23 protein-coding genes are annotated in these 26,866 nt (G+C 40.5%); 5 read left to right on the top strand and 18 right to left on the bottom strand.

Annotated elements, in window-relative coordinates; all coding sequences use genetic code 11:
• Window positions 1-187 precede the first annotated feature (187 nt).
• On the top strand, window positions 188-1,180 hold the full coding sequence (locus MKY52_RS27060; protein WP_341054769.1) for a M23 family metallopeptidase: 993 nt from the start codon (window positions 188-190) through the stop codon (window positions 1,178-1,180).
• Window positions 1,181-1,343: 163 nt separating this feature from the next.
• On the top strand, window positions 1,344-2,222 hold the full coding sequence (locus MKY52_RS27055; RefSeq protein WP_341054767.1) for a deoxyribonuclease IV: 879 nt from the start codon (window positions 1,344-1,346) through the stop codon (window positions 2,220-2,222).
• Between the two features lie 56 nt (window positions 2,223-2,278).
• Here the strand turns inward: MKY52_RS27055 and MKY52_RS27050 are convergent, their stop codons facing one another.
• From MKY52_RS27050 to MKY52_RS27005, 10 genes are all read right to left on the bottom strand, one after another.
• Window positions 2,279-2,602, bottom strand: coding sequence for a hypothetical protein (locus MKY52_RS27050; protein ID WP_341054766.1), 324 nt, complete (start codon window positions 2,600-2,602; stop codon window positions 2,279-2,281).
• 100 nt (window positions 2,603-2,702) lie between these two features.
• Window positions 2,703-3,923, bottom strand: a complete 1,221-nt coding sequence (locus MKY52_RS27045) for a GNAT family N-acetyltransferase (protein WP_149644492.1) — start codon at window positions 3,921-3,923, stop codon at window positions 2,703-2,705.
• 128 nt (window positions 3,924-4,051) lie between these two features.
• Entirely contained in the window at window positions 4,052-5,425 is a 1,374-nt protein-coding gene (gene nhaC / locus MKY52_RS27040; protein WP_341054765.1) for a Na+/H+ antiporter NhaC, read from the bottom strand.
• Window positions 5,426-5,677: 252 nt separating this feature from the next.
• Window positions 5,678-8,185 (bottom strand): hypothetical protein, encoded by a 2,508-nt coding sequence (locus MKY52_RS27035; RefSeq protein WP_341054763.1) that lies wholly within the window; start codon window positions 8,183-8,185, stop codon window positions 5,678-5,680.
• Window positions 8,186-8,223: 38 nt separating this feature from the next.
• On the bottom strand, window positions 8,224-9,564 hold the full coding sequence (locus MKY52_RS27030; RefSeq protein WP_341054761.1) for an ABC transporter substrate-binding protein: 1,341 nt from the start codon (window positions 9,562-9,564) through the stop codon (window positions 8,224-8,226).
• A 38-nt stretch (window positions 9,565-9,602) separates the two neighbouring features.
• On the bottom strand, window positions 9,603-10,763 hold the full coding sequence (locus MKY52_RS27025; RefSeq protein ID WP_341054760.1) for an efflux RND transporter periplasmic adaptor subunit: 1,161 nt from the start codon (window positions 10,761-10,763) through the stop codon (window positions 9,603-9,605).
• A 20-nt stretch (window positions 10,764-10,783) separates the two neighbouring features.
• Window positions 10,784-11,617: a carbohydrate ABC transporter permease gene (locus MKY52_RS27020; RefSeq protein WP_375105398.1), complete on the bottom strand. Its 834-nt coding sequence runs from the start codon at window positions 11,615-11,617 to the stop codon at window positions 10,784-10,786.
• Between the two features lie 58 nt (window positions 11,618-11,675).
• Window positions 11,676-12,542: a carbohydrate ABC transporter permease gene (locus MKY52_RS27015; protein ID WP_341055650.1), complete on the bottom strand. Its 867-nt coding sequence runs from the start codon at window positions 12,540-12,542 to the stop codon at window positions 11,676-11,678.
• A gap of 204 nt (window positions 12,543-12,746) precedes the next feature.
• The gene (locus MKY52_RS27010) at window positions 12,747-14,216 is read right to left on the bottom strand and encodes a DUF4179 domain-containing protein (RefSeq protein WP_341054755.1); all 1,470 of its coding nucleotides are present in this window, start codon (window positions 14,214-14,216) and stop codon (window positions 12,747-12,749) included.
• A 22-nt stretch (window positions 14,217-14,238) separates the two neighbouring features.
• Entirely contained in the window at window positions 14,239-14,733 is a 495-nt protein-coding gene (locus tag MKY52_RS27005; RefSeq protein WP_341054752.1) for an RNA polymerase sigma factor, read from the bottom strand.
• Window positions 14,734-14,917: 184 nt separating this feature from the next.
• On the opposite strand from MKY52_RS27005, the gene MKY52_RS27000 reads away from it, so the two are divergent.
• Entirely contained in the window at window positions 14,918-15,673 is a 756-nt protein-coding gene (locus MKY52_RS27000; protein WP_341054750.1) for a DeoR/GlpR family DNA-binding transcription regulator, read from the top strand.
• 50 nt (window positions 15,674-15,723) lie between these two features.
• On the opposite strand, the gene MKY52_RS26995 is transcribed toward MKY52_RS27000, so the two are convergent.
• The 5 genes from MKY52_RS26995 to MKY52_RS26975 form a co-directional block, all read right to left on the bottom strand.
• On the bottom strand, window positions 15,724-16,530 hold the full coding sequence (locus tag MKY52_RS26995) for an alpha/beta fold hydrolase (protein WP_341054748.1): 807 nt from the start codon (window positions 16,528-16,530) through the stop codon (window positions 15,724-15,726).
• A gap of 13 nt (window positions 16,531-16,543) precedes the next feature.
• Window positions 16,544-17,617 carry a Gfo/Idh/MocA family protein gene (locus tag MKY52_RS26990; RefSeq protein WP_341054745.1) on the bottom strand — a complete coding sequence of 358 codons (1,074 nt, stop codon included), beginning with the start codon at window positions 17,615-17,617 and terminating at the stop codon, window positions 16,544-16,546.
• A gap of 17 nt (window positions 17,618-17,634) precedes the next feature.
• Complete coding sequence (locus tag MKY52_RS26985) at window positions 17,635-18,450, bottom strand: sugar phosphate isomerase/epimerase family protein (RefSeq protein ID WP_341054743.1); 816 nt, start codon at window positions 18,448-18,450, stop codon at window positions 17,635-17,637.
• A gap of 146 nt (window positions 18,451-18,596) precedes the next feature.
• Window positions 18,597-20,981 (bottom strand): polyprenyl synthetase family protein, encoded by a 2,385-nt coding sequence (locus MKY52_RS26980; RefSeq protein ID WP_341054741.1) that lies wholly within the window; start codon window positions 20,979-20,981, stop codon window positions 18,597-18,599.
• Between the two features lie 176 nt (window positions 20,982-21,157).
• On the bottom strand, window positions 21,158-22,252 hold the full coding sequence (locus tag MKY52_RS26975; protein ID WP_341054738.1) for a saccharopine dehydrogenase family protein: 1,095 nt from the start codon (window positions 22,250-22,252) through the stop codon (window positions 21,158-21,160).
• A gap of 129 nt (window positions 22,253-22,381) precedes the next feature.
• Between MKY52_RS26975 and MKY52_RS26970 the strand changes: the two genes are divergently transcribed.
• Window positions 22,382-23,467, top strand: a complete 1,086-nt coding sequence (locus MKY52_RS26970; RefSeq protein WP_341054737.1) for a helix-turn-helix transcriptional regulator — start codon at window positions 22,382-22,384, stop codon at window positions 23,465-23,467.
• A 15-nt stretch (window positions 23,468-23,482) separates the two neighbouring features.
• Here the strand turns inward: MKY52_RS26970 and MKY52_RS26965 are convergent, their stop codons facing one another.
• Complete coding sequence (locus MKY52_RS26965; protein ID WP_341054736.1) at window positions 23,483-25,018, bottom strand: MDR family MFS transporter; 1,536 nt, start codon at window positions 25,016-25,018, stop codon at window positions 23,483-23,485.
• A 275-nt stretch (window positions 25,019-25,293) separates the two neighbouring features.
• On the opposite strand from MKY52_RS26965, the gene MKY52_RS26960 reads away from it, so the two are divergent.
• On the top strand, window positions 25,294-25,728 hold the full coding sequence (locus MKY52_RS26960) for a MarR family winged helix-turn-helix transcriptional regulator (RefSeq protein WP_341055648.1): 435 nt from the start codon (window positions 25,294-25,296) through the stop codon (window positions 25,726-25,728).
• A gap of 85 nt (window positions 25,729-25,813) precedes the next feature.
• On the opposite strand, the gene MKY52_RS26955 is transcribed toward MKY52_RS26960, so the two are convergent.
• Together MKY52_RS26955 and MKY52_RS26950 are read right to left on the bottom strand one after the other, a co-directional pair.
• Window positions 25,814-26,350 carry a hypothetical protein gene (locus MKY52_RS26955; protein ID WP_341054735.1) on the bottom strand — a complete coding sequence of 179 codons (537 nt, stop codon included), beginning with the start codon at window positions 26,348-26,350 and terminating at the stop codon, window positions 25,814-25,816.
• Between the two features lie 151 nt (window positions 26,351-26,501).
• The gene (locus MKY52_RS26950; protein ID WP_341054734.1) at window positions 26,502-26,843 is read right to left on the bottom strand and encodes a DUF1801 domain-containing protein; all 342 of its coding nucleotides are present in this window, start codon (window positions 26,841-26,843) and stop codon (window positions 26,502-26,504) included.
• Window positions 26,844-26,866 lie beyond the last annotated feature (23 nt).

The following is a 26,866-nucleotide window of genomic DNA, read 5'->3' as shown; positions in this document are numbered from 1 at the left end:
CCCTTTCCAAATAGCCCTTTTTTTTTATCATCATAGCATGATTCTTGACGCTATCAATCGCACTTACCTTAACAGAAGCTTAATTCGTATTCGTCTACTACACCAAAAGTTAAGATCGTATTAATACTGTGTTTCAGAAGAGCTAAGACTCATTTGCTATAATTTGACTATTGGGAGGCGATATTGAATGTCAGCAAAAACAGTTTTGGCAATAGGATCACTTGCCTTACTATTAACAGCTTGTGGAGGAGGAAAAACGGATATGAAAAATAATGCGAAAGTGGAGCAAACATCCAGTTCAGCTGTAGAATCAAACGAAATAATGTTCCTGCCTGATGATCTGCCAAATTTTCTGCTTAAAGGGAACTATAAAGAAATGTACGCCTACTTTAGCCAGCCTTTGAAGGATGAGGTAAGTGAAACTGAATTAGCTGAGACCGCTAAGGAATTCACTAAGGATATCCAGACACTGAACAAAGCATCTGATATGCAGCTTAATGGATTTGATCGACGTACTTGGTTGAGTGATACAGGTAATAAAGGGCTCATCGGAATGTTTGAACCGGATGGAACCATTTCATTAATCCAGATTCAAGAACTGACATCTTCCCCTGAAACCGATACAAAACTTAGTAAGCATGAATACGCATTGCCTTTCGAAGGTGACTGGTTTGTATTTTGGGGCGGAGAAAATGTTCTCGTAAATTATCATTATGAAGTAGAGATCCAGCGTTACGCCTATGATTTCATTCAGGCCAAGGAGAACTATTCTTATAAAGGTGATCCGCTAAAAAACAAAAGTTATTATGCCTTTGGGGAAAAAATCTTCGCCCCTGCAGATGGTACAATCGTATCGGTTATGAATGATATTAAAGATAATGAACCTGTCGGTGTTATGAATCCAAACCAGGCAACCGGCAATAACGTGGTCATCGATCACGGTGGTGAATTCAGCCATCTAGCACATCTCAAAAAAGGTTCGATTACAGTTAAGCCAGGCGATAAAGTCAAAAAAGGTGATATCATTGGGCTGACGGGTAACTCGGGCAACTCTAGTGAGCCCCATTTACATTTCCAGATCTCTGACGGAGTGGATTTATTCAACTCTCGTTCTATCCCTGTTAGGTGGGGGAACGGATTGAAGCCGATCCAAGGCGAGACGATCACCGCTGCTGAATAACGATCATTCTGGGTGGGTAAGGTTGTCTCCCTTATGAGATAGACGGACGAGACAACCTAGCCTGCGCTGAAATACATATAATTAGGGCCTTCTACAAATATTAATAGACATGTAGTGACTAAATTTCGGTCTCTTTCTCTGAAGAAAGGAAGCGTTGAACCAGATGACTTTACTCCTAGGGTCACATGTATCCATGACTGGACCAAAAATGCTCCTTCGAGCTAGTGAAGAGGCAGCATCTTATGGAGCGACCACCTTCCTAATATATACCGGAGCTCCTCATAATACACGTCGCAAACCCATTGAAGCTTTGAATGTTGAAGCTGGACAAGCTCACATGAGAGTTAACGGCATTTCAAATATTGTTGTGCATGCTCCGTTTATTGTTAACTTAGGGAATACGCAATCGAATCAAGTCTTTGAACATAGTATTGAGTTTCTTCAATCAGAAATTATAAGAACGGAAGCTTTAGGCTCAACACAAATTGTCCTTCATCCCGGGTCCCATGTTGGTGCGGGTCCACAGGCCGGAATTTCTCGGATCGTAGAAGGTTTAAACGAAGTGTTAGCCAATAAACGAAATGTTCAGGTTTCATTAGAGACCATGGCTGGAAAAGGTAGTGAATGCGGAACTACATTTGAGGAACTTGCGGCTATTATTGATGGAGTGACGCACAATGAGCGCCTGTCTATTTGTATGGACACTTGCCATATCCACGATGCTGGTTATAATGTGAAGGAAGATTTTGATGGCATATTGGATCAATTTGATCGCATAATTGGAATAGAGCGCCTAAAGGTCATTCACGTAAATGATTCAAAGAATATCATCGGCTCGCGAAAAGACAGGCACGAAAATATCGGACATGGATATATCGGCCTTCAGGCGCTTCGATATGTAGTCCACCATCCACAGCTAGCAACCATTCCCAAGCTCCTGGAGACCCCCTCCATCGGTGAAAAGAAATATGTCAACCCGCCCTATAAGCATGAGAATTCATTGTTACGAGGAGAAACGGATGAGCCGATAAAACAAGCATAAACGCCTTCGACTCCTTATAAGGACGGTAAGCGTTTATGCTATAAACTATAATCAATTTATCCTTTTGCAGGATCATTCGTAACATGTGCGGTTTCGTTCACTTGGAGTTTCTTTAGCGAGTTTTTCTTTGCGGTTAATTCTTTTGACAGATCAGCTTGCATACGATTTAAGGTTTTTATCTCATCATTCAGCTTTTTGATTCGCGACATTTTACTGCTCAAATCTGTGTGAGACTTGCTAAATTTCATATCCTGTTCTAATTGATTAATTTTAAATTTAGATTTTTCTTTTTTGTTCTGTGTGCTCTTGATTTTGTTTTCGAGCTCGGTAATTTCTTGTTGTAATTTAGTGATCATTGGTTTAGTAAAATTAATTGCCATGCTTACACCTCATATCATATTGTGTTGCTGAGAGACTATTCTACTATAAAAAGAGCAAAAAAGCACACTCATTAGAGTATGCTTCAAAGGTTCACCTATTTTAAAAATAATCAGAGAAATAAGGATGCTCTGGTCTAATCAGTCCTTCCAGCAAATGAATCGTAGCTTCATCCGTCTGAATACGTCCGATGCGAGCCAGGTAGGTTGGCCGCTTATAGCCCATTAACATGGTTGTTAAGGTAGGAATATCAATCGTAAGTGAAGGATTTAATCCCCCTTCTCGCAGGGTTCCCTTCCCTTCTTTATCTACAGTTAATGAAAATGTCCCTCGATTCCATTCCAGCATCGGATCGCTTAAGTTAAAAATGAGCTCACAGTCTTTGTCCTGCCGTTTAAAAGGATACTGTTCGATAAATAAACGGACATCTACAATCCGTGCCATAAAGTATGGAGCGATCGTTTCCTTGATATCCCCATCATCTAATATGAATGACAACGGTTCTCCTTTATAAATATCCCCTTTAACCAGCTTAATCATTGAAAAGTGCGCACTAATAAAATTCCACAAGCCCGTTCGAGCCTCTTCAACAATGTATACCATCTCTTTGATATAAAATATTTCTTCGGCGACCCAATACAACAAGTACCCCATGGGTTCATCGTTGTTATTGTAATAAATACCTACCGTCATATCATCTAAATCCCACCGCAAATATTCTTCCCAAGCTAACTCATTACGAATCATCGCCCCATGATGCTGCACGGCAAACTGATCATAAATCACTTTGATATCTGGATGTTCAATGGATACACGTTCCACATTTCCTGGGACATTTCTCATTTTTGGCAACTGTGTATCTGGCACTTCAAATGAGATTTTATCAGTGATGATTTCCCAGCCTTTTCTTCTATAATAAGGGATTGAATACGGATAAAGATAAGATATCGATTGTTTACGATCCCGCATTTTAGTTAAAGCATGAAGCATTAGTTTATTCATTAAACCCAAATTGGCATATTCTGGATAGGTTCCAACACCCGTTAATCCACCCATCTCATAGATATGCCCAAAAATATTAACCTGAAATGGGTATACGGCTAACTGAGAGATGAGCTTGTCTCCATCAAACCAACCTACAACATCAGCATACTTAAGAACTGGCAACTTAGCCTGAGTGATTTCACGATTCTCCCAGCCAAAGATTTGCAGATCACGATTGGTCACTTGAAATACATAACGTAATAGATTATTAAATTGTTCTGCGTGCTTAGTCTCGACATTAGCTAATCTGATTCTATCCTGTAACTTACTGCGACTCACTGTTATTACCTCCGATAAATTGACCACTTTTTAAGCTTAGATCACTAGCTTGATCACATTGACTCAACGCATAGTATTCTTTATATACGTTGAATCAATGCATTAGGTGTCCATTATCTTGAGATTTCTTAATCTTTACCCAATGAGTTCCTTTGTAATCTAGGGATCAACGCGTAAGCAAACGTGATGAATGGACTTAACCATAAGAAAGTTGCATAAGGCGCATATTCTATCACGGGTACACCCAGAGTCACTGCGAAGAAGGCACCACTGACACCCCATGGAATCAATGGATTAACGAGAGTACCGCAATCTTCTAGCGTACGGGACAGTGTCTTTGCTGGAATGCCACGGCGATTATATTCATCTTTGAACATTTGACCTGGCAAAAGAATCGAAAGATACTGTTCACCCGTCATGCCATTTACCGCTATGGATGACGCTCCGCTCATCAGTACAATGCTGCTTTTACGCTTGAGTGGTTGAATGAGTTTACGGAAAAAGGCCTCGATGACGCCACAATGCTGAATCAAACCACCTAAAGATAATGCAATTAAGATTAAAGATACCGACCACATCATCGATTGCATTCCTCCGCGGTTCACGATAGAAGCAACCATTTCATTCGCGATATTACTGTTATATCCACTCTGCATTACACTAAACCAGACATCGATTTCAGTCTGCTGCTGAATCAAAGCCGTCACAAGAAGACCACTGACAATACCAACAACTAACGTAGGCAGGATCGGTATCCGCTTGATCGAACAAGCGATGACAGCTAGCGGAGATAGCAGCGTTAACCAATGAATATGAAATCCATCTTGTAACGCAAGCTTAATGTCTTTAATCGAGGATAAGTCGATCGAATTCCCCTTTGGAGCGAACAGAAAAAAGAGAGTGGTGATAACAAGCGCCGGCACCGTAGTGTATGCCATATTACGAATATGTGTAAACAAGGATATACCCGCTACTGCAGGTGCAAAATTCGTTGTATCGGAAAGTGGCGACATTTTATCACCAAAACAAGCCCCACTGATAATTGCTCCAGCAGCCAAAGTTGGGGAAATCCCCGTAGTTACTGCAATTCCCATTAAAGCAACGCCGATGGTGCTTACTGTCGTGAAGGAGCTTCCAGTGAACATCGAGACGATGATCGTGACATATAATGCGCTCACCGCAAAATAATCCGGATTAATATAATCCATACCATAATATAAAAGCGACGGTACTGTACCGCTCATCATCCACACAGCGATCAGAATTCCAATCAGCATGAGGATAAGAATTGGCATTATGGCCGTTTGTATCCCATGAATAATGGCTGATTCGATCTTCTTCCAAGAGAAACCAAACATTCCTAGTAAGACGGCCGTGCCTATTGTAGTTACGAGAAGCGGTAGATGCGGCTCCGCTTTCAATAGAAAGATGGATACAAATAGAAGTGCTAAAATAAAAACGATGATGATCATGCTTTTTGAGAAACTAAGCTGTCGTTCCATGAAAATAATGCTCCTTAACATTGTATTGGGTATAAAATAATGATCGAACGCTTCCACACTTTTAAGCTTTTTTGCTTTTTGGCATTGAAGCGCAGAGGTAATCTTAACGAAAAGACTGAGAACAGTCAATGTAAAGAACATACATTGAAGGAATTTCCATAAAAAGTTCATAAGTATATGCGAGAATTAAAAAAAGTGCTGGCAATTATGCCAACACATTTGACTTGGTTCTTAACCCAGCTCACTACAATTTTAATTGTCAGTGTTTTTAGTTGTTCTCGGTTCAGATGAAACGTAATTTAACGGGTAAGACTGACTCCCTAACAACATCCTATGACCCTGAAATTCATCATATAGATTTATACGAACGCTTCCTCCCCTTAATATTTTGTGGAAGTTACTATTAAATGAGATGGAGTATGATTTATTCTTACCCATTGGCAAATCAGACCCCAGTTGCAAAGTCTTCTCCATGGATTGTCCGTAAGGGTCAATAATTTCTAAGACTAGCTTATGCTCATAGGCACCTACTTCAAAAGCGTCTTTTTCGAATAAGCTATAATTCATAACTATATCTAATGTACCTTTCTCTTCAGTAGTCGTACCCACTGCATTTGCAACCGAAAGGTTGTATGGGAATAGATCGACACTTGTTAGATTATTCTGTGAGATTACTGTCATAGGGGTAAGTGCTAATTTAACACTATTGATAAATCCAGTGGATGTCCCCCCTAAATCTGTAAGCTTACCGTCAGCAACCCCTTCCCCAATATAAAGCACAAGCTCTGACGTATTCACCCCTTGCGGAAGTTTACTCCAGATTGTAACCAGGTTTTTACCATTTGGGTTAGTTGGAGTTGTCGATTGGCTAACCATCGCCTTGAAAAATTGATTGTCAGATGTTTTGTAATAAGCCACAAGCTGTGCCTGTTTCGACTTGCGTGGTTCTTCGTTAATCATTTCCAGTTCCGTATAGATCAGGCTAGAACTGTTTTCATTATAAGTGGTTGTCCGACGCTCGCGAACTTTTGCTTTTCTGCCTAACGAGTTCACTTGGTAAGATTCACCTGCAGCAATCGTATTGATCACATTACTTAGCGAATTTGTATTCATAGAGAGAAACTTCGTGACTTCATCTCCGGAGGTGTCTTGCAACACTATCTTTAGCTGATTGAAACTATAAGTATATGGAACTCTCGCTATCACATAGATCTCTGTCGCTTCATTAGGAGCAAGCATAGATTGCGTATTTGTGGTCACGATCTGGGCTGTACTGCTAAGATCACTCATTCCTGCTTTAACTATAGCTTTTAAAGAAGGTAGCTGTACTGAGGATAAGCCGGTGTTACGGATGCTGATAGTAGTTACGATTTGATCACCATCATCCCAAGGCAAACGCTGATAGGATCCAAGTTTCACCATGAATTTCCCGTACCTATTCTCGACCGAATACCCTTGTCCTATCAGATTATTGTTTTCTAGAGCATAAGGTATGTTATACAGCGCAGTTGGGAAAATAACCTTGTCATCAACAGCAGGTTCCGTCCACTCTAGCTTTAAGGTACCTTGATTAAGCATTAATGGCACATCCGCCCTGAGACTGACGATCTTGTCTTCAAGCGGTTTCAAGGTTACATTCGCAAGTGCTTTTGAATCTACCGGAATACTAAATCCTTCAGCAGCTTTAACTGTAAGCTCGTATGCAGGTAGAGTGATAGGTTTATTCCCAAGATTCTTAAGACGGAATTGAAGATTCCATTTCGCGGAGTCATTCTCCGAATATACGGAAGCACTCTTCAATTGCGTTTCAACCGTATTATTCTTAACAGAAATATTCTTAACAGCATAATTAGCCACAGCAAAGTCGACAGTTGTTAATGCAGGAAGCTTAAACGATTTAACAGGAAGCGTTATTTTCAAAGCTTCATCTTCTTGTGCAAATTGCAATATCATATGTTCAGTCTTCATATAGGAAGGAACTTCTGTTAAATAGTAAACCGTCTTCTTCTCTTGGGACTGTACATTGATACTGCTTCTGGCATCCTCCAGTTTAAGTTCGAACACCGAGCCACCGGCTGATTTCAGGTAAGCAACATAAGTGGAACCGCTTAGCACTTTTTTACCCAAATTCGTGAAACTAACGCCTACTCTCATATATACTTTTCCATTTCTTTTAAGCCTTTGTAGACTTTCCGCTTTGATGTTTACTAGCAGATTATCCATCGTGAGCTTCTTGCTCTGGCCTTGTGGAACGACAACGGAATAACTTGCCGGAATGGCGAATTCGCCTAGCTTTTTCTGATAATCCTGGCTACTGAAATCCCACTTCAATAGGGTCACTTTAGTGCCGTTCAATTTAGTAGACTGTCCAATATTCACATAGTAAGTTACAATTTGGCTACTCTTTGGAGGGATGTTTTTTTTGGTGACATCTCTCGTGACAGGTTTGCCTTGAATGACAGCCCCCCCAGTTGTAGTAACCCTTGAAAAATAATCAACGTGAGCTACACTATAGCTGCTACCATTGCTATAACTAAGTGTGTATATAAGTATATTGCCGCTCGGTTGCTCAATAATATCCATATCTATTAGCTTCACGTTGACATTGTTTTTTAAAGCGATCGTACCAAGTTTGTCCAGCGTGAATACCGCTGTAGCTGAAGCACTTGTCGATGCTGCATATGTGCTGTTTGAAAAAGGTTGGCTTAATAGTATTGCGCTGAGCAGAACTACAGCATATGTCTTTAGTGATTTGTACATGAGTCCCCCTCCTTTATACAAAATCCTGTTTAATACATCTATTCGTTTAGAACGATTGTTACTCGATTCTGGATCAACTTTGCAACAGCTTCCGCAGATTTTTGTCCACTGAAGAATGATAAGGACTCCTCTCCAATAATAGAAAGCACTTTAGTATTCAGTTCTGCATATTGATCTACTGTATGAATGATTTCTTTAAACTTAGTAAATTCTTCATCAGAAACCTTAGCTGCTTTTCCGGTTGGAAGCTTGTATGCTCCACTTTTCATCTTTTCCTGTATCTCGTTTAAATTCTTATCGTTCACGGATTGGAGCAAAGAGAATCCTTCTCTATCTTGCAATGACTGTGCTTCTTCAGATAACAAGAAGGTCATAAACTTATAAGCTTCTTCCTTCACCGGAGTATTGGCTTGTATGGCGAGCGAAGATGAAGGAATGATTCTCATACCACCAGTCTGACCTGCATGTGGCTTTTGAAGGTACACCGGATTTTCAAAGTAAGAATATGGACCATCGATAAAGTCTGTTGGTGACCCTATAACGATGGAGTTAAATAGCTGATTACCTATCTCCGCTGGCTCCGCAGTCAAAACTTGTTCTTTATACATTTTCTTGACTTGTTCCAACAGCTCCACAAAATCAGGCGAGTCGAACTTCGCTTGTTTCGCTTCACTATCAACAAACAAATTATAATTATCAATAGCCATTTCTTGGAGTGTCATTTCCGCTGGGTAATCCGTTAAGGCATACAGTTTGTTTTTACCGTCCTTCCCAGCCTGTTGTATAATTTCCTTCGATAGCTCTCCAAACTCTTTCCAATTCCACTTCTTATCATCAATCTTCACATTAGAGTTCTTAATCATATTCCCATCACCTATGAACGCTCTAAAAGCGAACCCGGTAGGAATGAAATATAGGCCGTCGTTTACCTTCATTGCGTCCAAAACATTCATTTCTAAATCACTCTTATTTACCGTTTTATCGTGTTCAAATATATCATTCATGTTCACAAGCAACTTTTTACTCACATAATCATTGATTGAAAAGGCGCTTACATCAAAAATATCTGCACCTTTTCCAGAGAGTAGGGCTGTATTCGTTGTTTTTTTATATTCTACATAACCATTCTCTCCCCACTCATTTCCTACTTCTTTATATGCCTTAATTTGTAGGTCGATATCCGGGTATTTCGCTTCAAACTTTTTTTCTAACGCCTGATAGAATGCACTCGATTCTGCTAGGGATAGAGTCAAGATTGTCTTTCCCTCTTCAGTTGTCGTTTCCCCCGTGCTTTCCACTTTCTCATTACCTCCGGAATTACATGCCGTTGTCATTATCAAAGCACCCATTAATAGAACAAAAATAGACCTTTTAATCATTTGATTTCCTCCTCCTATTTTCTCGTTTATATGATTTCTTATTGCAGTCGAACTCGGTTCCCATCTTCAAGAGGTTCATTACTTTCCAGAATAATTGAATCCTCCTCATAGAGAATATCCGATTGAATCATCGTTTCTTTCTCGTTTTTTTCACTGGAGTGAATACGAACTTTTTGAGCGACAAAGACATTGCCTAGTGCCCCCCGCTGCTCGTCAACTTTATAGATAAACAAACCTTCGCGATCCTCATGAATAGCTTCATTGGATAGGAGTAATCCCTCTTGGAGTGAATGTTTTTCGATTTTGATCCGAGCCTGTTCACCTCCTTTAAGTTCTGGATCAACGACTTTTATTCTCAGATTCTTTTGAGGAATGGTTTGAGTCTTCCCGGTCTCATTACTAGAGGGGCTATCAGTACGTGACTCTGAATTCGAAATTTCTTCAATGGAGCCGTTTAGGGTCCGGGCTTCTTGTCCATGATTCATATAAACCTCAACCTCTATCTTTTCTCCAGCAGAAATCTCTAAATTGGACAAATGCACGGAATCCATAATAATATCCAATCTGTAACCCCGACTACTGTTGGATACAATTACATCCGGTTCTCCCATTGAAGCTAACCCTTCGACGGCATTCAGTTTTGAAATCAGACCATCGAAAGGAGAAAATAGTTGTTTTTCAGTAGTTAGACGATTTCTTAGCCCGCTAATCTTATTTTCCTGAGCTAAGATATCTAATTTACCTTTTTCAATATCACGTCTTGCATTTCTGATTTTGAATTCATCCTCCTCCAGTGCGGATTGGATGTACTGATCTTGCCTATTCTGTTGATCAATTTTCTGCTTTTCTAAATTTGTTATTTCATCTTTCAATTCTTGCTCAGCCGTTTTGCTCTCATAGATAATAAGCTTTTGTCCCTTTTTTACACGTTCTCCTTCTTTCACTAGAATTTGTTCGACCTTTAGTCCGGAAGTATTCGAAAGTTTAACTTCAGCAAGTGGCTGCAATATCCCACTACCTTCAATCGTAAATAAAAGATTTCCCTTTGTTGGTTTTTCGGTTCTAACTTTCGGCAAGGTCAAAGATTGTATTGTGTTACTGAACAATGTAAAAAACAACAATAATCCCATAAAAACCATGAAGACGACTTGAATATTTCGTTTACGCCTACGATCAGTCGACTCTATACCTAACTCCATATCCCGTCATTCTCCTCCAATCAACCTTTGATACCAGACAATTGAACGCCTTCAATAAAATACGATTCCGCATACAGAAACAGCATCACCATCGGAGCCATATAAAGTATGGATGCAGCAAAAGCAATTCCTCTCTCGCCTTCATTGATCCTCGATAAAAAGACTGACAATGGCTGCTTAAACGGATCATTTAGAAAAATAAGCGGCTGCTCTACCATATTCCAATAATCCACGAACAATAATATGACGAGTGCTGCCAGACCAGGTTTAATCATCGGAATAATAATCTTGTAGAAGATCAGAAAATGTCCAGCACCATCCATTTTGCTTGCTTCGATATACGCATACGGTATATCTAGCATGAACTGTCTGAGCATAAACACACCAAAAGCTGCGAAAATTCCAGGCAATATAATTGCATATGAACTATCTAATATTCCTAGCTTATCCGCCATAATATAGTTCGGTACTAGCGTCACTTGGAAAGGCATAAGCATCGTTAGGACATAAATAAGAAACAAAGGATCTCGTCCCCGGAATTTCAGCTTCGAGAAAGCATAGGCAGCGAGTGCTGCTACCAATGTTTGCCCTGCAATGATGGGCACAACCATGAATACTGAGTTCCAGAACATCGTCAGATATTTAGGGTTGTCTAGGAGAACCTTAGTATACTGGTCCAAGGACACTTGATCCGGCAGCAATTTTAAATTTACAAAAGGATCTTCTCTCCCTTCAATCACCTCATTCATCTGCCCGATAGGTCCATAATTGATCTCAATTTCTTTCTCTGTCATAAGAGAATTTGTGAATGTGATCACAATTGGGAATAATAACAAGACTGCAATAATAGCCATGACGAATGTTAATGTCCCTTTTCGCAACACTTTGACAACTGGCACAACCTTTTCACCCCTATTCCATGAATTGTCTATGCCTCCGTTCAAATGCAAACAATCCCAACACGATCAATAAAATACAACCAAACATTAAGGTCGCCGCAGCAGTCAGCTTCTGAACATCGAGCGACATGAACATATTGTTCATATAATGCTGCAGCATGTAGATACTGTCATGCGGATACTCGCCTGCGATCAAGTACGTTTCTCGAAACACTTTGAATGAATTAATGATCGACATAATGACCACAAAAAACATCGAAGAGGTTAGATAGACAAGCGTAATACTGCGAAACTGCCGTAATCGTCCAGCACCTTCAATTTGAGCCGTTTCATAATAATCCTTTGGAATTTGCTGCAATCCCGCCAAGAATAAAATCACGTTATAACCGATGTTCTTCCATAAATAAACAACAATGATTACATTTCTAGCTGCATCCGTCTTCATCCAATCCACACGATCGATACCGAAGTTGTTCAGCCAGGCGTTAAGCGATCCATTCCAATCGAAGAGCATCTGCCAGATCAGAATGATGGAGGCGACAGGTACGACAAGCGGCAACACGTATCCAGTCCTCAGCCAATTCCGAAGATATGTATTTTTATTCAATAACATCGCTAATCCTAACGAGAGCACAAGCATTAGTGGAACACTTATCACGCTAAAATAAAATGTATTAGATGCTGCTTTACGGAAAGAATCGCTATCTAGCAGCTCTCGGTAATTATCAAACCCTACAAAGTGGCCCTCTATCGTGCTGTCCATAAAAGAATAGAATACTCCCATAACAAACGGTATAAGGTAAAACATCGCGAATCCGATACCGCTTGGTGCCAGGAACATTATTGCCGCTGAGCCATCCTTTCGGAGCCATTTCTTCATAATTGGGTTTATCATTCTTTCAGTAACCTCCTTCATGTACTTAGAATAAGTAAAACTTTTTAAAAAGAAGTACGGTATATATTAAGTATTTCTTAAATTTCAAAGAATGAAGATGTGGGGTCACAGAAAAACCGTTGATAGAATTATCAACGGCTAAAAGAGTTAATATAAAATTCAATCTTTTGTTTAATCATTCATTGCTTTCTAATTCTTCGAGTACAACTCCACAGCCTGCGTATCCATAATTGGATTTGTATATTTCTCTAACGTTATCGTTAATGGCTGAGGATAGTTCTTCGCTTCCGCACCAAAATTATATCCAAACTCGTTCACGGCTGACCCATCCTTAGAAGTCGTATAGCTGCTGAAGCTGCTTGTGGAAGTTGCTCTATTATGTACCTTCCCTTTTGCGTCAGTAAAAGTCTCAGCAAGTCTAGTAGAGCCTTCTAAATATTGAGCATTCTCAAGATTACGTCTTAGGAGGATTTCTCCTTCCTCTACATTATTCTCTTGTTTTGGCGTGACTAACTCAAGTCCAGTTCCGGGCGCTTCAATAAGCTGATATTTGTTAAGATCCACGACAATTTTCATTTGATCCTTTTCGACTGCCGAAATTCCGAATGCTTTCAACGTCACAGAATCCGGCTGCTGGCTGCCCTTACTATTCTTGAACACTAACGTGAACTTGGAGTTGTCTGAGTAGACTTCGGAATTGTCAGAATTAATGATATCGGGGTAATACAACTTCTCAACTGTGTCCCCTTTTTTAGTAATCAGTACTGGATTAATTAATTGAAAAATTTGTTTATCATTGTTTTGATTATACTCCAGATCCACATAGGTGCTAAGCGGAGTATACTGCACTTGATTCACTCTAATCTTTTGCCCGTCCACTGTCAGTGTTCCGTCTGTATCCAGCATACGTTCCTGTGCTTTGAGCATGTCAGGATCAAGCTCGAAAGCAACATCTAGGCTAGTCCGATACTTATTACTACTGGATAGGAGAGCCTTATCTGAAGTTTCGGTAAGAATTATATTATAGTTGACTTTCTTTGGATATTTTACAGATGGTGAAAGATTAGTGGAGTATATAAAATCCATAGACTGTCCGGGTTGAATTCGGCTCTCACTAGCGAGCATACTTAATGATGCACCTTTGTGAAGAGGCGACTCCTGTATCCCTTCAAATTGAAGCTCAAAATCCGCGTGTATAACTACTTCGTCCGTATTGTTCTGAACACTGTATAAAACATAAACCTTCCGTCCATCTGTAACGGCACCTGTCACATCTATTCGGTAACCCTTGTTTTCCGCACTTTGACCGACCGGCACAACGAGATTCTGCTCAAGGGCACTGGCTAATGCAGGCTCTAACCTTGAGAACGAGCGATAAGCTTTGAAATTATCCGTGTTTTTAGTGCTTGCTGATTGTACTGAAGGTTGCGCCACTCCCTTATTCGGTAATCCGATTGTTGAATATGTAACCAGTAACGCAACCGCTGCAGCTGCAACGACACCCATTCCTGCAGTATAAATGCGCCGTTTCTCTTGCTTTTTCCCTTTTGCTATTCCTTTTCTCATGGCGTTGTAAATTTTCATCTCCTGTATTGCTTCGACATTTTGTTGCACTTCATCGATGTTCTTATGTAGAATACGTTCTTCTTTTTCTGTCATTCCGCGTTCACCTCCAATATTGCTATAAATAGCTCCTAAGCTGTTTGAGTCCCTCTCGCAGCCAAGTCTTAATGGTACCTTCTGGTCTTTTTAACACTTTGGCAATTTCGACAGTGGTCATGTCATGGTAGTATTTAAGCGTTACAACATGCCGGTATTTAGGTTTTATCCGATTCATCGCACGCTCCAGATCAATTCGGTCATTACTCTTCATTTCCTGTGCCGCTTCCTCCACCATCTTCTCCGCTACAATCACACGCTTTTTGCGCCGTAGCTCATCCATGCAGCAATTGATCGTTATTCGGATCAGCCAAGGTGTGAAGGACTGTTCATCCTTTAATTTTTTACGTTTCATCCATGCCCTGCATGACGCTTCTTGGATCACCTCCAGCGTGTCTGCCTCTGTTCGCAGATAACTGTAGGCAATAGCGTACATTTTTCGATGCTCCACATACAATCGACTAAAAAAAGCTTCTTCATCCATTTGCGCAAAATCTACCATTCTGACTTCATCCATTATGTTTTCCACCTTCCACCACCCCCTCTATCTTCTATCAGGAAGATGCATCCACCTCATATATCTATAAGTAAGACGGAGTTGAACGTAAAAACGATTGATTTTTTTCAAATTCATTTCATATGTAGTAAAATAGTAACGTTAAGTACAACCTTTAAAGCATTTTGTGAAAAGAGGTGGATCGGTGCTAAAAGCTGACAGACAGGCGTATATCCTAAAAAAAGTAGAGACCGAAGGCCGCGTCGTTGTCCAAGAATTAACACAGGAATTAAATGTAACAGAAGATACCATACGAAAAGATTTACAAAGCTTATCGAAGCTGGGACTTCTCAAACGAATTCATGGTGGTGCTCATAGCCTTATTAGTGACATGAAAGATTTCAATTCACGTGTAGAATTTAATAGCCAGACCAAAGCTGACTTAGCTAAACGAGCTTGCACGCTTATTGAGAATGCAAAGGTTATTTTTATTGATGGCGGGTCCACAAATTTAAAAGTAGCTGAGAACATCCCTGAGCATTTTGATGGAAGAATTATTACCAATTCCCCCTCAATTGCGTTATCGCTGTGCCGGTTGTCCAAAGCTAGTATAACCTTGTTAGGTGGAGACCTCGATAAAAAGAACCAAGTGTTATTCGGAGCCGCAACGCTTAGAGCGATACAGCAAATCCATTTGGATCTAACAATCCTTGGCGTATCCACGCTGGATTCAAAGGTGGGCATAACTGTTCCCTCTTATGAGGAATCTATCATTAAGAATCAACTTTTTGAACAATCCTCCATGGTTATCGCCATAGCTACAAAAGAAAAGCTGGAGAAAATATCTACTTTTTTTGTAGCCAAGGTATCCGCGTTAGACTATTTAATCACTGAAGGTATAGTAGACAATAAAATTGTTGATACATATAACAAACTCGGCGTTAACGTAATTACAGTATAGATACTTTCAAAATTTGTACAAAAAAAGATGAACACCTTTGAAGCTTGTGCTCATCTTTCATTTAAAAAGTTCTCAATAGCCTCATAAGAATCTTGATTATGTTGCTTACTACTGATCGTTTTCGAAGTAATCTCAATAAATTGAGCGTTTGGGATATATTCTGAGAGTAATCGTCCGTAGGCGTATGGATGAATTGGATCAAGTTGACTAGCAAGGATCAATGTGGGCAGCTTTAAGTTCTTCCAAGCCTCACGATCATGATTAGGACAATCCTTTGGCAGCTTCACAAACTTCATCGAGGTTTCTTTTACATAAGGATATTTAAACTGCCCTAATAGGGATTCACCCGCATAAGTAGATATTGAATTTATAGATTTATAAACCTCTGAATTTTCGTATCTATTTTGAGCGGTCAGAGGATCTGTATCCTGCAGTACATCATGAACTTTGGCGTAGGCTTCACGAATCAACACCTCTTGCGGCTTATCCTTCCAGGCTGGACGTGACAAAATAAGCTTCTTAACGCTACCCGGGTACCTCAATGCCAAATGAAGCGACACTCCAGCACCTGTGGAAATCCCTCCAATATTAAATGAACGGATATGAAGGTGTTTCGTTAAAGCCATCACATCTTCGGCGAATTGTTTAAAAGAAAAATCATCCGCATGTCCAAACGCCACAGTCTTTCCATGACCTCTAAAATCTAGTGAGATCCTTCGTATGTGATCTGTTTGCTTCATTAAACCGAAAGTTTGATTAATGTCACCGCCCAGACCATGAAGAAAAATAAACGGCTCTCCATCCCCTCCATCATCTTCATAATAAAATCGAATGTGCTCGTAGGTAAAGTAAGGCATATTCTCCCCTCCTTTACAAAGGACCAGAAACGTCACTTAGATAAATTGTATTTCCGGTCTTTACCGATTCTTCAACAGCGAGCATCGCTCTCATCGTAGCAATCCCATCTTCAATCGTTGCACCTACACCTGGCTTATTATGCAGAACTGAATCTGCGAAACCTTCAATCTGCAATCTATAAAAATGACCATCTGCTCCAAGCGGTCTATGGTAGCTGTTATCACTAGCTTTGAAAATTTCTACATCGCTTGATTTTAATGTCCACGGGTTATATGTCTTTCCTACTACTGATCCGAATTCACCATAAATTTGGAATCCTTCATGCCAATCCATCCGAACCGCAATGGTCAAATCCAATTGAGCTACAAAGCCGCTTTCAAACTCCGCAGTAATAAACCAACAATAGGCACCGAACTTTTGCGTATTCCATGCTTTCAAACTTACAATATTTCCACCTAGATATCTTGCGGTATCGAACAAATGGCTTCCATGACCTATAATATAATAGCGTTCCTTGTTCGCTTTTGGATCTCCAGCAGGTCTCTTTATATTTTTACCGGATATAATCACTGGCTGAACATTCTCGGTAACGGTATATCGATAGGTGGAATCACAATACCAAGCTTTTAGGCCAATAATCTCACCCATTTCATGATCCACAAACTCTTTAGCTGCTACTATACCGGGGTCAAATCTCTTCATATTCCCCACTTGCACTTTGAGATCGGTACGATCCACAAGCTCTTTTAATTCTTCCACTTCTTCGATGGATACACCTAGAGGTTTTTCTACCAAGACATGTTTACCTGCACGCACGGCTTGTTTAGCTGCCTCCACATGTAATTGATCGGCAATCCCAATAACTACAGCATCTACGCTCGGGTCCGCCAGCATTTGATCATAATCCATATATACCTTGTCAGGTTCATAGATAGCATTCATTCTTCGAAGTAAGTATTCGTCTACATCGCATATTGCGTAAAGGTGAGCATTACGTGAACGCCTTATAGAGTCAAAATGCGCCGCTTGTGAAATCTGACCGCAACCTAATACGCCGATGTTCAACAATTGGTTTTCCTTTTTCATATTCATGTCCTCCTATTCTAGTTAAAGAAATTCAAAGCATGTGCTACATCGTCCTCAGCTAACCCATGCATAATAACAGGACCGTCATAAACCTTACTTAATTCATTTAGATATTCCTTTAAGGGCAAGTTTCCTTTTCCCACCGGTGCAAAAGTGATCTTCTCTTCGGTTACAAAAGCATCTTTGCAATGCGCAATGGCAATGTGCTCCTTCAGCGCTGTTAGCGTTTTTGAAATCTTACCTAAGAGGTCCTTATGATCCTGTGGGGTTACTAGATTTGCTGCATCATACAAAACCTTAAGATAAGGTGAATCTAGATCTTGTAATAGTCTCAAAGCATCTTCTGCCGTACTCACCACATTGGCTTTTTCAGGTTCAAATATTAGCGTTACTTGGTTCTCTTCTGCAATTTTCAGCATCCACGCAAGACTATCATGCAATAGTGACCATGCCCTCACTGTATGATTGTCAGGATGAGAACTCCAGAAATTTTCTTGGTTCAAACTACCCGTAGAAATCGAAACATACGGAACAGCTAATGCAGCTGCAGCCTCAACTACATTTTTAAAACACTGCTGATTTTCAACTTTCTTCTCCTCATTTAGCTCTAGTGTATTAAACGTTCCTGAGATCACAGCAATGCTAACTCCACTGTTCATTACTGCTTCTCTGATTTGATGGATGGTCTCCTGACTAATCTCTTTAGGCAAGCTTTTCAGTCCTACATTAGCAAAATTGAATTGAACGCTACTCATGCCTTGCGCTTTGATTTTGTGTAAGGCGCTCTCCAGTTCATAGTTCAAGTATACTTTTGAGAAAATTCCTAGCTTCACAAGTTACACCTCCTTTATCTATTTTCAACTTCATCATACACGTAATTTCGATTATAAACAATAAAATTCAATTAAACAAATAAACTATAATCTGCAAAAAAAATATAAAAAAAGTGCTGGCAATAATGCCAACACTCTACAATCAATTATCGATTTCGATTAATCATGTAATTCAATAAATGCTTCAGAAAAGCAATATTACGAGGGATCTCTTTTAACGCTTCCATAGCGAGACAGTAGTGTTCCCACATCTCTTTTCTTGCACCCTCAGCACCAAGGATAGATACAAACGTTGAATTGTTATTCTCCACATCCTGACCTATCGGCTTACCTAGTAAATGATGATCTCCTTCCAAATCGAGCAAATCATCTTTAATCTGAAAGGCAATCCCCGCATGATAGGCAAATTTTTTCAAAGCCAGAACTTCAGTTTTCTTAACCTGAGCCAGAATCGCAGGCATCACTAGTGAAGCTTCAAATGCAATTCCGGTCTTATAAAAGCAAATCATATTTAATTGCTCTAGCGTCAATGCTTTTCCCTTAGAATTCAGATCCATTGCCTGACCCATACATGTATCTTCTGCTTTTTGGGCTGAATATTGCATCAAGGCTAGCACTGCTTTTGCATCAAAAGAATGAAGTGACGCCTGTTCCTCGATCGACTTCTGAATCAGAAATAGTCCGGTTAATTCCGCCGTTGAACTAGTATACATTTCGTGTAGAGTTGCACGACCTCTTCGGGTTGAAGCATTATCCTGGGATGGAAGATCATCGAAGATTAGAGAAGCGGTATGCATATATTCCAAAGATCTTAGAAGCGGCACAATTGCGGATGCATCTAGACCATATTCGTTAACACCCATGACCCAAGTCAATATAGGTCTTATCCGCTTGCCGTCGCCTGCTAGACTATAATTAGCCGCATCAATAAGCAACTCTTTCATTTCTGGCGTCCCGTCTGGCTTGGCTATCAGCAATTGTTTATTGATTTGATCGCGGACCCTTTGAATTGTATCTCGAAATTCCGCTTTTTCCTTCTTGCTGTTTTTTAGATTCAAAAGCAACTGATCCCGAAGCAGTTTATCGAAAAAATCCACATCGTCCGCTTTCTGCACCATCTGCTGGACAAGCCGATTAAATGCTGGTTGACCAGAAGCAAAAATCTCCATGATCTCTTTATACTTCTCAATTCCTACACGTTCTTTACATCGCTTGAGACCATTAATGGCGCGATCTAATATTACTTCACGGGTTTTAGGATCAGAGCGATACACAGTGTGTATTAAATGGGAAATAACCGTCCAGTATAATTCAAAAGGATTGATCAGATCTGTACGTTGACTACGGTATTTTAAATAATAAGTATAGGGGGTTACCGCTCCCGCTTTCATATCGTCAAACATATCCGCAAAATCATCAGCCAGCTGATTATATAACCCATAGAAAAAGGTACGTTGATCAAATCCGTCATCTGCTGGAGCACTAATTACGGATCGGACAATTAAACGGGAAGAAGAGGATTTTAAAATGATGGGTATGAAAAGCTCTTCATTGCTGTATTCAGAGTTAGAAAGATCCTTCATACGATCCAATTCCTGAGAATGGAAAAATACAAAAGACTGCTCGAAAAATGCATCCTGCATTTCTTCCCGCTGATACCCTCTAATATACTCAAAAGCCTCCTTGAGCTCCGAATGTACAAATCGAATGAACGGCATGTTCTCTCCGGACCATTCACCCAATTCCAGTACAACTCTATTAAGGATCGCAGTGCGTATCATATGAGAATATTGTTCTTTCTCTTGGTCGGTTAAGACACTGGAATCAAGGAGATCATCAATGAATGGATAAGTTAGGCCATATGAATAACCAAGTCTAATGGCTTCACCAATCCTCTTAGATCGCTCCACAGGTGGTACGTCATCGTCCATCTCTTCCATCACATGGAGAATCACCCCAATAATGATCTTGATTAATTTACGCTGCGCTTGCTCGGGATTCATTTCCTTCGGAAGATGTGCTGATACCCGCTTAAGTTTGTCTATCACCCAAATCGTGGCCGTTTCAACGCCTTCCTTCTGAGCCCAACGGTAAATCCCGGTGAAATTCATGAAATCTGACTGATCCTCCGAACTTGTGGAGCCTGGAAGAATCATTTGATTTCTAATGTCGGCAACCATACGCTTAATCCGGAGCTGTGTATTCGGTGAATCCAAAGCTTGCCCCAGATCTCTCATATAAAGATAGGAAACACTTCGATCCAAATAATCATCCAATTTACCGGTCTGATTCAGCCATCCTAGATATCTATGATAATCCTGAGAATCAGGTTTCCTCTTTCCTCTTGATAAAAAGGACAACCATGAACGGCGATGAATATGGTTCTTCTTCCACAATTGAAAATCTTCAATCAAGGTAGACACATAAGTTTTTTCTTTGAACTGTTCACGAAGAGATGCAAAATACTGAGCTGCCTTCTGCTCAGCGATCGAATATCCTGTATCGGCGTAATCTGTAAATTTATCATTCATAGGTGATGACCTCAACTTCTCTTTTTGTTAACATGACCCATTAGGGAAGAACAGAATTTCTTCCTGAATGAAATGTTCATCAGTTAATACGGTCAAAACTCTTTTGGGTTACGAAAAAGAAGCTTGACTAATCAAGCTTCTTTCAAAATAACTATACACAAATTATTCTATTTAGATTAATCTGCATTATGCTCCTTTACTTGGATCTTTAGCGAGAGCGTCGATCCTAATTCTCTTTGTATATATGCTAAATCAGTTATCTGCTCGATATGATAAACGCCGCCAGGAAAAGGATAATCATAGAGGATCTTTGATACTGCTGCTGTCACTTTTGCAGTGATAATGGATTGATTCTTTCCTTGCAATATTAAATCAGCATGCATTGGCTTCCCCTCTCGATTTCTTCCACGAGCCTCAACCTTGATAGCGAACTGGTCGCTCCCAATATGCAGCCGCTCCATAGCACGAACCATCCACCTGTTCACCCAGCTTGTCTTTAACAAACGAACGGCCCCTGTTTTTTTGGCTATAGCCAGCATTTTAGTAACGAAAACTGAGTCCAGACAAAATCGCGTGGAGATGGACGATGCTTTGAGCGTTCGGGCAAGGGTCTGTTGATCTGAGAATGGGAAACGATAGGCATGGCGACTCCCTAAATCGTCACCAAAGTGATATGACTTTCTATCGGTGAAGCTCTCCACCTCTACCTGACAATTCTTCTGCTTAACTTCAAACTTTTCTCCTAAACTATTCACTGTCCATTCGATCGCCGCCTTACCATGAGAATCACCAAGTCCGAGCATAATCGCGATTTCGATTTCCTCCGTCTGTTCTATCAGTCTTTCCGCTTCAAGAGCCATTAGATTGGTTATTCCGGGTGCAAGCCCTACACTAAGAACGGCGCTAGATCCATGTCGTGCAGCTTCTTCGTATAACACCTCAATTTGAGATAAAAACGGACCGCTCGCTGATACATCCACATAATACGTACCGCTACGAAAGCAGGCTCTTACAAAATCCGTATTCGTTTGATCCAAACACATGATGACTAGCTTCACTTGATCTAGTAAATGTGGAGGTATCGGCTTATTAATATCTAACTGTAATGGCTTGATCTTGCCGTGGGTAGATTGACTGAACCGCTCTGCTTTTTCAAGACTTCTCCCTGCAGCAAATACTTTACCTGGATATTTCTTCTCTAATATTTCACATATAGTACGCCCTACATGTCCATAACCACCAATGACAACAATATCTTCTTTTTCCTGCATTTTTATCACCGTATCCTATATAATAGAGTTGATTAAGAATCATTCTCAATTATACGGATTTCGCATCGGTTCACTATCCCACAAATGTGGGGGTTCGATATAATCCATTAAGGACTAGAGGGCTACTCAATGAATACCAATAAACAATACATTCTAATAAAGAAACAAATCATTAAGTTAGGTATGGTTACTGATTCATCTCACAACTACCGTACTTCCTTGCTGTCACTCTTACGTAAAGCTGTTCCCTTTGATGCAGCCTGCTGTACTCATGTTGATCCACAGACATTGCTTTCTACTGGAGCGGTTACTGAAGACAATATAGAGTCCATTCATCCCCACTTGTTCCAGATCGAATACGGTGAGGATGATGTTAACACCTATGAGCAAATGGTTAATAGCAGACTCCTCGTCGCTACAATATATGAAGCAACCGGGCAGCAACCCGAGCGGAGTGCCCGCTATCGAAAGGTTTTGTCTCCTGCAGGCTTTGGGGATGAACTACGTGCAGTCCTAATTCTTGGCGAATCTTGTTGGGGATATTTGACGCTGTACAGGAATGCAGATCAATGCAAATTCTTACAAGAGGAATGTGACTGGATCACCTCGCTCATCCCTCTGATTGCAGCAAGAATGCGGGCTTTCAGTCTTGAGCTTCCACAGAGAGATGAGACTTGGCTTGAAGATCATTACGGTTCCGGCATTGCAGTTTTATCTGATGACTTAGCTCTTCTTTCCTCCAATCCCGCAGCGGATCGCTGGATAGACAAACTTCGATCATTGGAAATGATCGAGGCTCATGTTCTGCCTCGTCCAATCCGTGCTGTAAGCACGCAAGCGTTAAACAGCCCTTCCGAATCAGTGGGGATAGCTAAGGCATGCATTCGTATGACTGAGGGGCCCTATTTAGTCGTGCGAGCAAGTCGTCTTCAGACTAGCAACGGTCAGAAACAGGTTGCCATTTCATTCGAACCCGCGCGTCCTGCTGACATGCTCCCCATCATTGCTGAAGCTTATGGTTTGACGGAACGTGAGCAACAGCTATTACACGGTGTAATTCGAGGATTATCCACTAAAGAATTGGCTTCTGCACTGCATATTTCTGCATACACCGTCCAGGATCATTTAAAGTCCATTTTTAGCAAAGCAAATGTCAGCAGCCGTAGAGAACTTATTTGGTATTTGCATTCACGCTACAATATTATAGAAGCATAAGATGAACGCGATCCTTTAATGCGAAGCCGTATACTCTCCCAATTCAGAAGCCGGATCAAACTTTTCCTTACTCATCACAAATGCAGCCAGTAGAGCTATAACAGACGGAATAATTGCCCAAGCAAAAGTGTGAACAAGCGATGAGGATAAACCCTCTGTAATCTTATCAAGAACTTCAGTAGGGATTTTCTCACGAGTATCCGGAGTCAAAATAGTACTTGGATCGCTTAAATTTACCCCTATAGGTGCCGCACCACCGCTACTGAACATGGATGCTAATTTATTCGAAAACACATGACTTTGGATAATACCGAATACTGTTATGCCGAGTGTCATTCCCAGCTCCCTTGTAAAACTAAGTGTCGAACTTGCGGACCCACGCTGCCTTGCTGTAAATCCATGAATGGCTGCGTTACTTAGAACAGAGAATGAAGAACCTATTCCAAGACCTACTAGAAACATAAATATGGTGACCATGAACCGTGAAGAATCTGGTGTTAATGTGGTTAGCAAGGCGATACCTAAAACAAGTAGTATTAACGTCGACATCATGATGGTGCGATAATTGAACTTCGAGAGCAGGAATCCGCCCCCTGCTGCAGTGATAACGGAGCCGAGCATCATAGGAAGTAAAACAAGACCCGAATTCGTTGCTGAGCCGCCAAGCACCCCTTGAATGTAGATTGGAATGTACACCGAGGCTGTAATAAATGCTGCTCCGCTAAATATAGCCATAACATTACTCGTAGAATAAAGACGATTCTTGAACATGCCGAAAGTAATGATGGGTTCTTCTGCACGACGTTCGATAAAAATAAATCCCACGATAAACACTACAAAAGCTAAGAACAATCCCAAAATCATAGCAGAGTCCCAAGCATATTTTTTTCCACCCAGCTCAATCGCAAACATGAGACATAGGATGGAAGCTACAAGTGTAAGCGCACCTAGGTAATCGATCTTTTCCTTGGAATGCTCGACAGACTCTTTGTAGAAGAAAGCAATCAAAAAGAAGGCAATAACACCTATAGGTAAGTTGATGTAAAAGACCCAAGACCAATGAATGTAATCCGCTATGTAAGCGCCAATAAGGGGTCCGAAAATACTTGATATACCATAAGCTGCTCCGAATAATCCACCGATCTTCCCCCGTTTTTCCGGAGCAACCACATCGAACATGATGGTGAACGCAATTGGAACGAGTGCCCCTCCACCAATACCCTGAATCGCACGATAAATACTCAGCTGAACTATAGAGTTTGCGGTACCACATAAAGCAGATCCGATCATAAATACAATAATTCCGAAAATAAAGAAACGCTTGCGGCCATACATATCCGATAATTTTCCGAAAATCGGCATTCCTGCCATCTCAGCTATCATATAAGCAGAAGTCACCCACATCAGTTTGTCAAAACCGCCAAGATCCCCTACGATTGTTCCCATTGCAGTTGCTAATATAGTGTTATCCATGGATGCCATAAGTGTGGCCAGCAATAGAGCCGCTATAATAATCCCTACATTATTTTTCTTCTCCAAGTTCTTTACCATTCTCTTTTGTTCCCTCCACTTTTCCTTAATTTCGAATTTAATCTTATCGTTATAAGATCGCACACCAGCCTCTCTCTAAACTTCTTGATGCATTACCTTTTGCAAAACTTTAATAATTCCGATAAAATGAATCCAATTAATCGCACGTACATCGAGTATCTTTATTGTCTTATATCTCGATTATCAAGATATAAATATTTTAAAAGGAGGGCTCTCTTTTGTCAAGAGATCGACACAATCAAGTGAAAAATCAGCAGGAAGACTTCACCTTGCGTATGCGGGGCCTAGGAAGTCGAACGATACTATATCAGCAAAATGTGGCAGCCTCACTTGGGTTATATAATAATGATTATCTATCCATAGATATCCTCCATGAAAGAGGTCCCATCACCGCTGGTGAACTGTCCAAACTAACCGGACTGGCTACAGGCAGTGTTACGGCATTAATTGATCGACTTGAAAATAACGGTTTTGTTCGCAGACAAAATGACCCCAGTGACCGTCGTAAGGTAATTATTGTCCCTTTGTATGAAAATAATGAGGTCGGGAATGCCTACCTTTCCCTGCATGCCGAGATGCTTAAATTAGCTTCCACCTACTCGGATGAAGAGCTTGAACTTATTACACAATTTGTTGGCAAAGCAAGTGCGGTTCTGGAAGAGCAAATTCATCGTCTAAGCTCCGCAACAAACAATAATTCTTCCTCTTAAGCCTTAATTATTCATCAAAAAAGGACGATACCCATTGTCTAATTACAATGGGTATTGTCCTTTTTTTTCTCACATTATTCGAATGTTACTTCGTATCTATGGAAATAGACAGCTTTCCATTGGATTCAATTAAAGAAATTTTGGCATTATCCGTCTGCCATACCCTACGAAAGTTTGTACCTTCGCCTTCTTTTTCTATATCTGCTGTGTTACCTTCACTCTTAGTCGTAAGCTCTCCAAGCTGTTGCGTTATCTCTTGCGTTAATTTTTCCTTGGTAGCTTCTTCAAAATGAATCGTCTCTCCAATCACTTTTCCAGTGTGATCATAGGAGACCTGAAGATTTGCTTCGTGATTCACAATCTTCTCGTTATATTCGCGGGATAAAAGAGTAGAATTCGTACCTTCATTACGATTAGGTTCGCCTTTGCCGAGAGCTTGGACAACTTGAGCATCCTCTTTTCCAATCAAAGTGGCAAGTTCCTCAAGGCTAAATCTTTCTTCAGCTCCACTTGGCACAACCGTTGGAGGTGGTAGCTGGGATTTATCTGCTACTGGTCTTGAGCATGCACTAAGTGCAAGGACCGTAAGCAGTAGCAAACAAGTTTGTTTTAATATCTTCATGGGTTTCATTCCCTTCATTGCTAGCTCTTGATGTATTTTTCACAATTTATTGAATGATTATGTATTGATGGAGCCAAATTCGTCCAAAAAAGACGATATCCCATGAAGTCAAATGAGTTTGAGATACCGTCCTACATCATGAATCTTGCAATTAAAGGGAAGCTGAGGATTGGCTGACCCAAGCCACTAATTGAGATGTATTCACTGTATCCCCTTTTCGTAGTTTCAGTGTTTTTCTCTCCGGAGGGCCCTCGAACATCCCTTCTGGAAACTCAAGCTCATTCGTATTAAAAATAACAAAGCTTACCGCATCTTTCGAAGTTGAAATAGCTGCTGCGTATTTACCATTTTTCAAAAAATGAGGCTTCTTATACTGAATTCGTTCCTGTACATCTGGGATTGCTTGGTGAACAACCTCACGAAGATTAGTAGATAACTCCACCTGCCATGGTTCTTTTAATGCTTCAATAAAATCGATGACTTCTTGATTCATATTTTATCTCTCCTTTATGTACG

This window comes from Paenibacillus sp. FSL P4-0184 (assembly GCF_038004625.1).
Classification (GTDB): Bacteria; Bacillota; Bacilli; order Paenibacillales; family Paenibacillaceae; genus Paenibacillus_AQ.
This window is presented reverse-complemented; position numbering and strand designations above follow the sequence as displayed.

Coding starts and splice junctions, on each gene's coding strand:
- MKY52_RS26960 (WP_341055648.1), top strand. CDS start 25,294: ATGCGGGGCCTAGGAAGTCGAACGATACTATATCAGCAAAATGTGGCA.
- MKY52_RS27055 (WP_341054767.1), top strand. CDS start 1,344: ATGACTTTACTCCTAGGGTCACATGTATCCATGACTGGACCAAAAATG.
- MKY52_RS26950 (WP_341054734.1), bottom strand. CDS start 26,843: ATGAATCAAGAAGTCATCGATTTTATTGAAGCATTAAAAGAACCATGG.
- MKY52_RS27025 (WP_341054760.1), bottom strand. CDS start 10,763: ATGGAGTTAGGTATAGAGTCGACTGATCGTAGGCGTAAACGAAATATT.
- MKY52_RS27050 (WP_341054766.1), bottom strand. CDS start 2,602: ATGGCAATTAATTTTACTAAACCAATGATCACTAAATTACAACAAGAA.
- MKY52_RS27020 (WP_375105398.1), bottom strand. CDS start 11,617: ATGGCTATTATTGCAGTCTTGTTATTATTCCCAATTGTGATCACATTC.
- MKY52_RS26980 (WP_341054741.1), bottom strand. CDS start 20,981: ATGAATGATAAATTTACAGATTACGCCGATACAGGATATTCGATCGCT.
- MKY52_RS26990 (WP_341054745.1), bottom strand. CDS start 17,617: ATGAAAAAGGAAAACCAATTGTTGAACATCGGCGTATTAGGTTGCGGT.
- MKY52_RS26955 (WP_341054735.1), bottom strand. CDS start 26,350: ATGAAGATATTAAAACAAACTTGTTTGCTACTGCTTACGGTCCTTGCA.
- MKY52_RS27060 (WP_341054769.1), top strand. CDS start 188: ATGTCAGCAAAAACAGTTTTGGCAATAGGATCACTTGCCTTACTATTA.
- MKY52_RS26970 (WP_341054737.1), top strand. CDS start 22,382: ATGAATACCAATAAACAATACATTCTAATAAAGAAACAAATCATTAAG.
- MKY52_RS26975 (WP_341054738.1), bottom strand. CDS start 22,252: ATGCAGGAAAAAGAAGATATTGTTGTCATTGGTGGTTATGGACATGTA.
- MKY52_RS26965 (WP_341054736.1), bottom strand. CDS start 25,018: ATGGTAAAGAACTTGGAGAAGAAAAATAATGTAGGGATTATTATAGCG.
- MKY52_RS27030 (WP_341054761.1), bottom strand. CDS start 9,564: ATGATTAAAAGGTCTATTTTTGTTCTATTAATGGGTGCTTTGATAATG.
- MKY52_RS27005 (WP_341054752.1), bottom strand. CDS start 14,733: ATGGATGAAGTCAGAATGGTAGATTTTGCGCAAATGGATGAAGAAGCT.
- MKY52_RS26995 (WP_341054748.1), bottom strand. CDS start 16,530: ATGCCTTACTTTACCTACGAGCACATTCGATTTTATTATGAAGATGAT.
- MKY52_RS27010 (WP_341054755.1), bottom strand. CDS start 14,216: ATGACAGAAAAAGAAGAACGTATTCTACATAAGAACATCGATGAAGTG.
- MKY52_RS27015 (WP_341055650.1), bottom strand. CDS start 12,542: ATGAAGAAATGGCTCCGAAAGGATGGCTCAGCGGCAATAATGTTCCTG.
- MKY52_RS27035 (WP_341054763.1), bottom strand. CDS start 8,185: ATGTACAAATCACTAAAGACATATGCTGTAGTTCTGCTCAGCGCAATA.
- nhaC (WP_341054765.1), bottom strand. CDS start 5,425: ATGGAACGACAGCTTAGTTTCTCAAAAAGCATGATCATCATCGTTTTT.